8 protein-coding genes are annotated in these 12,071 nt (G+C 60.2%); 7 read left to right on the top strand and 1 reads right to left on the bottom strand.

Annotated features, from left to right (window positions below):
• Window positions 1-323: 323 nt before the first annotated feature.
• The gene (locus tag R3C19_22705) at window positions 324-1,517 is read right to left on the bottom strand and encodes a 3-dehydroquinate synthase (GenBank protein MEZ6063166.1); all 1,194 of its coding nucleotides are present in this window, start codon (window positions 1,515-1,517) and stop codon (window positions 324-326) included.
• 1,981 nt (window positions 1,518-3,498) lie between these two features.
• On the opposite strand from R3C19_22705, the gene R3C19_22710 reads away from it, so the two are divergent.
• The 7 genes from R3C19_22710 (at window position 3,499) to R3C19_22740 (ending at window position 12,006) form a co-directional block, all read left to right on the top strand.
• The gene (locus R3C19_22710; protein ID MEZ6063167.1) at window positions 3,499-4,557 is read left to right on the top strand and encodes a TRAM domain-containing protein; all 1,059 of its coding nucleotides are present in this window, start codon (window positions 3,499-3,501) and stop codon (window positions 4,555-4,557) included.
• Window positions 4,558-4,745: 188 nt separating this feature from the next.
• The gene (locus R3C19_22715) at window positions 4,746-6,080 is read left to right on the top strand and encodes an ABC transporter permease (GenBank protein MEZ6063168.1); all 1,335 of its coding nucleotides are present in this window, start codon (window positions 4,746-4,748) and stop codon (window positions 6,078-6,080) included.
• A gap of 28 nt (window positions 6,081-6,108) precedes the next feature.
• A complete protein-coding gene (locus R3C19_22720; GenBank protein ID MEZ6063169.1) occupies window positions 6,109-7,011 on the top strand; it encodes a PfkB family carbohydrate kinase in 903 nt (300 codons plus the stop codon).
• A gap of 241 nt (window positions 7,012-7,252) precedes the next feature.
• Window positions 7,253-8,761 carry a hypothetical protein gene (locus R3C19_22725; protein ID MEZ6063170.1) on the top strand — a complete coding sequence of 503 codons (1,509 nt, stop codon included), beginning with the start codon at window positions 7,253-7,255 and terminating at the stop codon, window positions 8,759-8,761.
• A 329-nt stretch (window positions 8,762-9,090) separates the two neighbouring features.
• Complete coding sequence (locus R3C19_22730; protein ID MEZ6063171.1) at window positions 9,091-10,050, top strand: class I SAM-dependent methyltransferase; 960 nt, start codon at window positions 9,091-9,093, stop codon at window positions 10,048-10,050.
• Between the two features lie 4 nt (window positions 10,051-10,054).
• Window positions 10,055-10,927, top strand: a complete 873-nt coding sequence (locus tag R3C19_22735) for a class I SAM-dependent methyltransferase (GenBank protein ID MEZ6063172.1) — start codon at window positions 10,055-10,057, stop codon at window positions 10,925-10,927.
• A gap of 11 nt (window positions 10,928-10,938) precedes the next feature.
• Entirely contained in the window at window positions 10,939-12,006 is a 1,068-nt protein-coding gene (locus R3C19_22740) for a glycosyltransferase family 4 protein (protein MEZ6063173.1), read from the top strand.
• Window positions 12,007-12,071 lie beyond the last annotated feature (65 nt).

Here is a 12,071-nt window from a genome sequence, read left to right on the forward strand (position 1 = left end):
CACGGCAACCGGGATCGATGCCAGCAGAAGCCACATGGCGACGGGATTGATCAACTGCTGGTGGTTTCTCGGGCGACAGCCACGGCCAGAGCTGTGGATTCCGGCCGGAATGATGGCGTATCGCTTGTTCCAGCGGGCAGTGCGTAGTCCATCGATAGACCGAGCACATAGAGGCCATTGTCCGTCATCGCGCCCAATGAAAGGCCCACCGACGGACCGCACAATGGGTGTCAGCGTATCTGCCGGCGACTGCAGATCCAGACATCGGGATACGTCAATTGCGACATGTCGTGAATTTTAACGCGAACCCAGCGCATCGCGACTCAGTCAGCAGCTTCACTTGTGTGCACACGTTCAATGACCATGTCAATCGCCTGCCGCATCCGGTCGCGGTCGATTTCGTGAACGTTGATGGGGTTGCCGATGCCGGCGAGCATGGTGATGGTCAGGCGGCCTCCCAGATGCTGACGGAATTCTTCCAGGCCGTGGAACAGTTCTTCGGTGTCTTCCAGAGCGGGGTGGTCGACCAGCAGGCCAAGGTGCTCCAGACAATCGACGACGCGATCGGCGTCGACGGCGGGCAGGCCGTGGACCAGGCTGCTGTAGATCGTGTCCACGGCGACTCCGATCGCGACGGCTTCCCCGTGACGCAGACTGAAGTTGGTCATGGTCTCCAGTTTGTGAGCCGACCAGTGGCCGTAATCCAGCGGCCGTGCTTCCAGCATTTCGAAGGGATCGCCGTTTTCGGTGATGTGGCGCAGGTGCCAGCGAGCGGATTCGGCAATCACCGGCCAGCATTCGTCCTGCCGATGACGAATCGCTTCGGCGTCGCGGCAGATGCGGTCAAAGAATGCCGCATCCTTCAGAAGTGAAACCTTGACGGCTTCGGAAAACCCGCACAGGAAGTCGCGGTCGCTGAGCGTTTCGATCAACTGCCGGTCGTTGATGACGCCCCACGGAACGGCGAACGTCCCGATCCAGTTTTTCCTGCCGAAAAGGTTGATGCTGTTCTTAACGCCGATTCCGGAATCGGCCTGAGCCAGGGTTGTGGTGGGAATGCGAATCAGCCGGATTCCGCGGTGAGCAATTGCAGCGGCGAATCCGACGGCGTCCAGCACGGCTCCACCGCCGATGACCACGACGTAGCTGCGACGGTCCAGGTCGGCATGGTGAAAGCACTTCAGCATCCGTTCGACGATGTGGACATCGTTTTTGACGTCTTCGCCGCCGGCCACGACCTGGACGTTTCCCGTGACGGTCAGACGATCCGAGTGGCGTCGACAAAAGGTTCCGATCAGGTGCCGGAGTTCCGGGTTTGCGATGGCCACCTGTTCATCGATCCAGAACTGAACTCGAGGAACGCGGTTCTCTGACGATTCCAGCAGATCGAGCAGCACCTGCTGTTCGGCCCCGAAGACGTCGTGCGTGAATCGCAGTCGGTGAGTGAACCGCACTTCAAAGGGCACATCTTCGCTGCATTCGTCGCGACCGTCTTGAGCGGAAGTCCTGTCGTTCATGCGATTCGGCCGGAGGTGGATCGGTTGCGGTGATTCGGGCGAGCGACACGTTACGCACTTCGGGGATTGAAGAGCGACAACACGGCGCGACGATCAGTGGTGGTCCTGATAACCGGTGTGAAACCCCGAAGCCGTGGTTTCGGACCGCACAGCTCGCCTGATCGGAAGCGACCTCGCGAATCGGCAATCTCAGGACGGTGAGTCACGACCGCCTCCGTGCGGAACGAACTCCAGGCAATGTGAAACTGGCTAACTTGGGTTGTTTGTAAATTGAGTGGTTCTTGCGGACCTGAAATTTACGAACCTGGTGTTCCGAAGACCAGCATACCCTGCCGATGTAAAGGGAGCCAGCGGGAGACCGGCAGTGATTGCCGGTAACTCGGAAAGACCAGCGATCGTCGCGGGTCATTGGTGAGGCGAGGTCCGGCGATCGTCAAGGGCGCCCGATAGATTCGGAACGATCGTTACCTTCGCAACGTGTTTAACTCTAAACCGGCAGTCTCTGCCTTTTGCTTACATTGCTGAACTTTTCCAGTCCGAAAAAACAGGCGGTGTTACCCAACTTCGGATATTGGAATGTGTTCGGCAACGTGTGTCGCTCAGAGTTCCTTCCGTTCCCTCAGTTCAGAAATTCAGGAGAAGTGAAACAATGAAAGGGATTACCCTCTCGGCTGCTCTCGTGGTCTTTTCGATCGCAGGCAGCGCAAACGCCGGCTTGTTCGGCATGTTTGGTGGCGGCTGCAACAGTGGTTGTGGCTGTGCTCCGGAACCGTCTTGCTGTGCACCGTCGTACGATCCAAGCTGCTGTGCACCGGCTGCCTGCTGCGAGCCGACCTGCTGCGCTCCTGCAGCTCCGGCCTGCTGTGCTCCGGCTCCTGCACCATGCTGCGAGCCAACCTGCTGTGCACCGGCTCCAAGCTGCTGTGCTCCGGCTGCCTGCGGTGGTTGCAATGACGGTTGCGGTTCAGGCTGTGGATGCAGCTCCGGATGCGGACACAAGTTCCGTATGCCCAAGCTGCGTTGCCCCAAGATTCGCCTGCCCAAGTTCAAGAAGTGCAAAATGCCGAAGCTGTTCCACGGTGGCTGCGGTAGCTGTGGTGGTTGCGGAAGCTCCTGCGGCGGATGCGGCGTTGCCGCCAGCTGCTGTGCTCCGGCTGCCTGCGAACCGACCTGCTGTGCACCGGCCTGTGAGCCATCCTGCTGTGCTCCCGTCTGTGGCGGCTGCAACTAAGCGGGAAGCGGCGTAAGGTTAGGTGATTAGCCTTCGTGAAGTTCGGGCCTGTCGGTGAGTCGGGTGGAAAGTCGTGAGTCCGCCCGTTCCGGCTCGCAGAGTGTTTCTAGTGCGGACTGAAAAGTTCTGAAGGAGCGGCCGCACAGGTCTGACCTTCACGGTTAAAAACCCATCCTTCCGCCCAATCGCTGGAAGAGGAACGTGAGATATCCTCACGGGGGAACACGCCAACGGGATTGACTCCCGCACCGCGGTTCCACCGGTGATCAGCATGGGTGGATCTGTTGGTGGAAAACGTCAGAAGCGGTGACGACGCTGAGAAATCAGCCAATCGTCACCGCTTCTTTCATGCGCGGCCGGAAAACGCGGCCGTCAGATTCCTGCACGCGTCCCAGGTTCCACGCCATTACTTTGCGGCCTGCAACGCTGCGGCACCGATCCCGGCCGGGCGGTATTTCGACGCCGAGCAACGGTTGGCAAGGCATCTTCGCCCGCACGGCGTCGACAACCGAAACGATTCCAGGAACCGTTGTCTTTCGGCGAATCTTCCTGAGAACCGAGTCCCGACCGCCGTGCAGGACAGCGCTGCGATTTCGTGGCATTCCCGTAATCCGGACACGAAGTCGCCCCGAAGGAATCCGGATTCTCACGGCCGAAACCGGTTGTGTCAGCGGTCGTTTTTGCAAGAATGCCAGGGAAAGTCGCAGATCCTCAGACATAACGTCATTTCCCACTCCCGGACCTTCCCTGATGTCTTTGATCATATTGCGGGTCGTCTACCTGGTGATCTGCATCGGTGCGATTCTGGCGTACATCAATCCCGATGAAGCGCTGGATTCGCCCGCCTACCTGCCCGCGATCATCAGCAATCACAAGTTCATCGCATTCTTCGTCCTGCTGGGCGTCAGCCAGACCGTGACGATGGGGGACATGCTGATTCGGCGAAAGCGCATCGAAGTGATTTCCGCGATCTACTTCGGTGTTCTGATCGGTGTGTTGCTGGCATATCTGATGAGCCAGGCTCTGACGCCCGTTGTCGCTCCGCCGTTTGACGATCTGGCGCTGCTGATGACGCTGCTGGTGTTTCCGTACATCTGCGTATCGCTGCTGCTGCAGACGAAGGACGATTTCCGGTTCATCATTCCATACGTGGAATTCGCGCGAGATTTGAAGGGTGGTCGGCCGCTGGTCGTCGACAGCAGTTCTCTGATTGACGGTCGCATCGCCGATGTTGTCGAGACGCAGATCATGGAATCTCAGCTCATCGTGCCGGATTTCGTCCTGGCGGAAGTTCAGGATATCGCCGACAGCAACGACAAGAATCGCCGGCAGCGGGGCCGCCGCGGTCTGGAAGTGCTGGCAAAGATGCAGCAAAGTCCGCATACGGAAGTGCGAGTCCACGAGACTCACCGCAACGAATTCCGTTCCATGACGGTTGATCAGAAGCTGGTGGAACTCGCCAAGCAGATACGCGGCGGCGTGATCACCAACGACTTCAACCTGAACAAAGTGGCCAGCGTTCAGGGCATCCCTGTGATCAATCTGAACGACGTCGCGAATGCACTTCGCCCCAGGTTTATTCCCGGTGAACGAGTCCGCATCAAGATCATCAAGGAAGGCGAATCTCAGGGCCAGGGCGTCGGCTATCTGGACGACGGGACGATGGTCGTCTGCGAAGGCGCTGCCAATCTGATCGGCAAGGAAACGAACTGCATCGTCACCAGCGTGCTTCAAAGCAGTGCCGGCCGAATGATCTTCTCCCGACCGGTGTTCACGCCGCGCGGGGAAAGAAGCGACGACGACGCGTGAACGCCGCCCGTCAGAACGAAGCCGCGTTCAGGCGGCAGGGACGAGTTCAGACCATCGGCAGATGCGAATGGACCATTGCAGAACGGCAATTGCTTCACCCTCTCGTTTTGACGGGAGGGTGTATTCTCGTCTGCCGCGGGCCTCGTGCATGGCTCGCGGTGGCGCCGGACGTTCAATAAGCTTCGGGGATGAGCGTCAGTGATTCTCCCGGTGACTGGTTTCAGCGGTTTGTCCGCGACTACGGCATGGTGTTTGTCCTGCTGTTGCTGTGCGCGCTGTTCACGGGATTGACGCTGAATGACCAGAATCCCGGCGGGACGGAAGCGGGAACGGAATTGGCCCGCACGATTCTGGCCCGGTACGGCAGTTCCGCCCGCGTGATCATTGCGACCCGCGACACGTCCGAGGACCGCGGTTTCGCGGCGGCGGTGGAACAGACACTCACCGCTGAAGGCGCGACGGTGCTGGCGAATGTGAACGGCAGTCCGGGAGACGTCAGGGCCGCCATTCAAAACGCTCTGGCCGACGGAGGCAACATCGATGCGATCGCGGCCAACGACGCGGCGGCCAAGTGGACCGTCTACGACCAGTTCGAACAGGTCGGCAGAGAAAAGTGCGTCATTCCGGACGCCTATCGATGGCCCGACTTTCTGAAGCTGACCAATCTGCTGGGAGTCGCGCATCAGACCGCGATCATCGCGATCATCGCAATCGGCATGACGATGGTCATCATCACGGCGGGGATCGACCTGAGCGTCGGATCGCTGGTCGCGTTGTCATCGGTCGCGGCAGCCATCGTGGTCCGCAACCTCGGCGGCGGAAAATCCGCGGGGCCGGAGTTTGTCGTGCTGGGTTATCTGTTTGCCCTGCAGGTCTGCGGCATCCTTGGGGCGTTCGTCGGAGGCATCATCACCGTCTTCCGCGTACCGGCCTTCATCGTAACGCTCAGCATGATGATGGCGGCGAACGGACTCGCGAAACGCATCTCCGACGGCAAGTCGATCCCGGAAGTGCCGCCGTCATTTCTGTGGCTGGGAGGCGGACAGACGTGTGGCGTGCCGAACCCGATTCTGCTGATGCTGGCGCTGTATCTGATCGCTCATGTCGTGATGTCTCACACGGTTTTCGGTCGTTACGTGTACGCGATCGGCGGCAACGAAGAGGCCGCTCGACTGTCCGGAGTTCCCGTGAAGCGAGTGCTGCTGACCGTGTACACGCTTAGCGCGCTGCTGGCGGGGCTGGGCGGAATTGTGCTGTCGTCGCAATTGGGTGCCGGGGACCCGAAGTTCGGCGAAATGTACGAACTGGAAGTCATCGCGGCCGTTGTCGTCGGCGGCACGTCGCTGATGGGCGGCGAAGGGAAAATCTTCGGCACATTGATCGGAGCCTTCATTATCGCCGTCATCAAGAACGGAATGAACCTGACCAATGTTGATCCGTTCAACCAGAAGATCGTGCTGGGAGCCGTACTGCTGACAGCCGTTCTGCTGGACACCGTGAAGCGGCGCGGATTGGAATTGTGAGAACTGCGATGCGGCGCGGAGCGAAATTGTGAGCACTGCGAAATCACCCACCCACCCGCCGGTGATTGTCGGCCTGGGAGAAGTGCTGTGGGACGTGTTCCCCACCGGTCCGCGATTCGGCGGTGCTCCCGCAAACTTCGCCTGCGCGAGCGCCGGGTTGTCACCTGCCGCGAAGGTGTCCATGGTCAGCGGCGTCGGTCGCGACGAACTGGGCCGTCAGGCTCGCCGCGAACTTCAGGACCGCAGCGTTGAAACGACGTATCTGGCCGAAAGTGATCGTCCTACCGGAACCGTTCACGTGGAACTGGATGACGCCGGCCACGCCGACTACCGATTCGCCGATAACACGGCCTGGGACTGTCTGACGTGGTCAGCCGTGTTGAATGACCTGGCCGCGGCCACCGACGCCGTGTGCTTTGGAACGCTCGGTCAGCGCAGCGACGCTTCTCGTCTGACGATTCAGCAGTTCGTGAAGTCGGTGCCGAACGCGTCGCTGCGGATTCTGGACATCAACCTTCGGCCTCCGTTTTTTACCGGCGATGTCATTCTTGAATCGCTGGCTCTGGCGAATGTGCTGAAGCTGAACGACGAAGAACTGCCCGTTGTCGCGCGGTTGTGCGGCGTGTCGGGGACGGACGCACAGATCGTCAGAACGCTTTCGGAAACGTTCGGACTGAGGGCCGTCGCAGTGACTGCCGGAGCCGCAGGAGCCATGCTGCTGGTCGATGGCGAACTGCGCGAACTGCCGGGAGTCACCGTGTCGGTAGTAGACACCGTCGGTGCCGGCGACGCGTTTACCGCGGCAACGACGCTCGGGCTGCTGGCCGGAAGGTCGGCCGATGACATTCTGCAGCACGCCGTTAAAGTCGCCGCGTTTGTCTGCACTCAGCGAGGAGCGACGCCCGCGTTTCCGGTGGAGCTGCAGGTGTAAATGACGTTGTCGTGCGCGGGAACAGCGATGCGCGCGATGCGGCTGGGTTCCCGCCTCCCGCCTGCGCGGGTGCAGGCTGCGCGGGAATGACGGGGATGGTGTTCTGCCATTCACCGGACTTCCCGTTTTCTGGTCGTTGGATCGCAGAAAAACGGGCAGCGATGCCGTCAATGGCGGAGATTCCGGCGTAGCATGTTCCAGCGTTCCGCGATTCACCACGACATTGACCGCCGCTTCCTGCATGACTCCAAACGACTCGCCAAATGCCCGTTCGACGGACAGCAGCGTCATCCGATGGGCTCGGCGGCTGGGAGTCGATCGAGCGGTCGCGTTCGCGGTGCTGGCGCGGATGTGGCAACTGCTGACCGGTCCGGTGACTCAGTTGCTGATCGTGTTCTGCTTCAGCGTGAACCAGCAGGGCTACTACTACGCGTTCCTGAATCTGCTGGCGATGCAGGTTTTCGTGGAACTCGGCCTGCACGTGGTGCTGATCAATGTCGCCAGCCACGAATGGTCCGGCCTGCGACTCGAAGCCGGACAGATCGCCGGTGACGTCGAAAAACGCTCGCGGCTGGTATCGCTGGGACGAACGGCGGTGGTGTGGTATTCGGTCGCGGCGCTGGTCTTCGTCGTCGCGGTGTCGGTCGCCGGCGTGTGGTTCTTCGAAGACACCGCGACGCAGCGAACCGGCGTGCAGGATCTGGAACAGACTCAGGCTCAGCCAGTCAGCGAAACCGCAACACCGATCGCGACATTGGCTGGTGACTCGGCGCCTGCCGTTCACTGGATCGCTCCGTGGCTGGGGCTGGTCGTGTTTACGGGCCTGCAATTGGCGCTGTTGCCTCTGACGGCCATTCTGGAAGGATGCGGACAGTTGCCGACAGTGAATCGCCTCCGGTTCTGGCAGGGAATTGCCGGATCGTGTGTCGTGTGGATTCTGATTGTTGCGGGTTGCGGCCTGTGGGCTTTGGCGGGTTCGGCGGCAGTGCGATTGCTGGGGGAACTGTATCTGGTGGCTGTGCGTTACCGCGGCTTCTTCGAAGTCTTTCGCCGGGCTCCGGAAGCCGGGTTGCTGAGCTGGAAGAGCGAAGTGCTTCCGTTGCAGTGGCGGATCGCGATTCAGGGAGCCTTACTGTGGCTGGCGGCGCATCTGGCAGGACTGGTGCTGTTTCGGCGCAGCGAAACCGAAGCGGCTCAGTACGGCATGATGTGGACGATACTCGCGGCCATGCAGGCGGCTTCGCTGTCGTGGGTGGAAACTCGGCGCCCGCTGTTCGGAACGTTGATCGCCGAACGCAGATTCGCCGAACTCGACGACAGCTTCTTTCGATTAAGTCGAATTTCCATTCTGCTGATGGCTGCCGGTGGAGCCGCGTTTTCGACGGGAGTCTGGGTCGTTGGAAACTGGTCGAACTGGTTCTTCGACCGCATCGCCGCACGATTGCCCGATGTAAAAGTTGCCGCGATCCTTTCGCTCGCGATGGTGGTGATGCACCTGGCTCAATGCACAAACATCTATGTTCGAGCCCACAAGCGAGATCCGTTTCTTGCGGCGTCGATTGTTTCCAACATCGCAATCGCGTCGCTGGTTTTCTGGCTGGGAACCAACTATGGCATGTCGGGAGTCGTTCTCGGCTATCTGGCTGGCGTCAGCATTGTGCAGGTTCCGCTGTGGCTCAGCATCTGGCATGTGACTCGCCGCGACTGGCACGGGGTGGGAACGATGGAGAATGCGGGAACGGGTGGGTGACGAGAGTTGAGAGTTGAGAGTTGAGAGTTGAGAGTTGAGAGACGAGAGGCCGGAGATGAGAGGCCGGAGATGAGAGGCATGGGAGTGGTTTTGGTATTACTGCATTGGAATGAATGTGTCGGAGTCTGAATCTTTGTGTCCGCTGGTGCTCGAACGGATTGCCTGTCCGTTGTGTGGCGGAACCGACATGGACGCCGTGATCCGTGCGGGATCCTCGCTGGGGCATCGCCGGTGAGTTTCATGTCGAACGCTGCCGTCGCTGCGAACATCGATTCATGAATCCCCGGCCCGCGCGCTGAGCGACCTGGCGAAGTGCTATCCGACCAACTATGCACCTCATCAGGCGCCGGCATCAACATGCGGAACAATCACGTGCATCCGGCGAACTGCGGCACCCTCCAGGAATCGTCACCGCTCGGCCGTGGTACCTGAAGTATCTGCCGCTGAAATATGTTCCAGGGCTGAAGGCGTTCTATGAATGGCTGCTGAACGATCTCAGCCAGCCGGTGGCCGCAGTGCCGTCCGGCCGACCCGTCGGCGCAGCACCGAGGGCTCTGGAAGTCGGCTGTGCCACAGGATCGTATCTGCTGAAACTGCGCGACGCCGGCTGGGATGTGCAGGGAGTCGAACCGGGAGCGGGACCGGTCGACGTTGCTCGCGCGGCCGGTTTGAACGTTCATCACGGCAGCCTGGATTCGTTCGATTTGAACGCCGGGCACTTCGATCTTGTGGCGGCGTGGATGGTGCTGGAACACGTCCCGGATCCTCGAACAACACTGCGGCAGATGTTCGATCGGCTGCAGCCCGGCGGGCGATTGCTGCTGAGTGTTCCCAACGCCGGCTGCTGGGAACCGGCGTTTTTCGGTGCCGACTGGGATACGTGGGACTTGCCGCGGCATCTGCATCACATCACCCCGAAATCAATACGCCGGCTGCTGACGGAATGCGGTTTCGAACACGTCAACATTCAGCATCAGCGAACGCTGCTGAACGTCATCGGCAGTCTGGGCGTGAGCATGCGGCGGCGACGGCCCGGCAGCCGAATCGGTTACTGGTTTTGGAACTATCCGAACGCTCCGAAGTTGTGGCTGCAGTTGCTGCTGGCTCCGGCGGCTCATCTGCTGGCATTCCTTCACCAAAGCGGCCGGCTGACAATTTCGGCGATCAAAGGTGAAGAGAACTCCGATCACGCGACCGACAACGCATCGGTCCGCAAGCCGGCGCCGTCAGCGGACACGCCCGATTCGCCACAGCCAGCGCCGGGTTTTCGACTCGCTACAGAATTGTGAACGCATGACGCAGCCTGAACTCAGATTCCATTTCGGCCACAACTGGAAGAAGTTCCAGAGTCGGCTGACGGATGCCCGAACAGACCATGCGCGCGAATCGATCATTCGGCTGCTGAGGAGGCACGACCTTCAGCGTCAGAGGTTTCTGGATGCCGGAAGCGGCAGCGGATTGTTCAGCCTTGCGGCCCGTAGGCTGGGGGCGACGGTGACTTCATTTGATATCGATCCGGACAGCGTCGCCTGCACGCGTTACCTGAAGGATCGCGAACAGTCTTCCAATGACGACTGGCAAGTCCTGAGCGGTTCCATTCTGGACGCGGATCTTCTCGCGACGCTGGGAATGTTCGACGTGGTCTATTCGTGGGGAGTCGTTCATCACACCGGACGCATGTGGGAAGCGATTGAGCGGCTGTTGACGCTGGTCGACGACGGAGGAATTGCGGTCGTTGCGATCTACAACGATCAGGGGTTTTCGTCGCGGCTGTGGATGGCCATCAAGAAACTTTACAACCGACTTCCCGGTTTCCTGCGGCTGCCGTATCTGATCACGATTCTTGGCTGGAATCTGCTGTGCCGCGCGACAACAACTGCGGCGGCGATGCTGGTCCGGCTCATCACGCTGCGCAATCCATTCGTCCCATTCCGTCGCTGGTGGAACGAAGACCGCGGCCGGGGAATGCACTGGTGGTACGACTTTGTCGACTGGGTGGGAGGCTGGCCGTTTGAAGTGGCCGGGCCGGGCGAAGTCTTCCGCTTCTTCGACGACCGCGGTTTCGAACTCATCAATCTGGAAACGACGGCCGGCAGCGGCTGCAACGAATTTGTATTTCGCCGCCGAACCGCACCACAACTCGGCACCGACAGCCGTGCCCCATGAATCGCTACGCCATGAAAATTCTGATGCTGTGTTCGGGCGACCGGGCTCCCGCGACGCGATTTCGCATGTATCCGTTCGCGCGGCACCTGCGTCTGGCCGGTCATCGATGCCGGATCGCCAACAGCTTTCCTCAAAAGTACGACTACTTTCCGTGGATGGGTTTCCGTCCCAGCCAACTGCTGAAGCGCGGCGTCAGAATTCTGCACTACCTGCAGTCTCGCCTGCTGCGCGACGAAATCGTGATCGTGGAACGTGAAGTGTTCGATCATCCGACTTCCTTCATCGAAGAATGGTTTCGAAAGAGCACACGCCGACTGGTGCTGGATCTGGACGACGGTGTCTTCCTGCGCTATCCGGAAAAATTCGAACGACTGGTGCCGATCGCGGATCTGGTGATCTGCGGCAACTCGGAAATCGAAGACTGGATTCGGCCCCGAAATGCTCGCACGATCCTGATCCCGACGTGCGTGGAGATGGCCTCGTATCCGGAAAAGGACTGGTCCGCGGCGACGGATCGTCCCGTGCGAATCGGCTGGATCGGCACGACCGGAAACCTGAAATACTTCGCCGTTGCCGCCGCCGCGCTGCGACGGCTGGCGGAAATTCATCCGTTCGAATTTCGCGTCATTGTGCCGGACACCGGCCCGCTGGCGAACATCGACCTGCAGGGCGTGAATGTGCATTCCGTGACCTGGGACAAGCATCGCGAAGTCGATCAGCTTCGCGAAATCGACATCGGAATCATGCCGCTGTTTTCGACGGACGAATGGGACAAATACAAGTGCGGGCTGAAGCTGATTCAGTACATGGCCGTCGGCATGCCCGCGGTCGCGTCACCGGTCGGAGTGAATGCATCGATCGTGTCTCACGGCGTCGACGGATGTCTGGCCCGGAACGACGCGGAATGGTACGACTGCCTTAAGCAATTGCTGGAAAGCGAAGACCAGCGCCGCCGACTCGGCAAAGCGGCACGCGACACGGTGACGGAACAGTACTCCGTCGAAGCCAACTTCCCTCGTTTCGAATCAGCGCTGCGACAGTTGCTGGAGCACGACGATTCTCCACGCGGCAATGTTTGACCGATCGCGATCATCGCTCCGGCAACGCCGAAGGACGTGCGCCCCTGACCGTCACCGAGAACGAA

The sequence above is a fragment of the Planctomycetaceae bacterium genome, from assembly GCA_041398785.1.
Taxonomy (GTDB): Bacteria; Planctomycetota; Planctomycetia; order Planctomycetales; family Planctomycetaceae; genus JAWKUA01.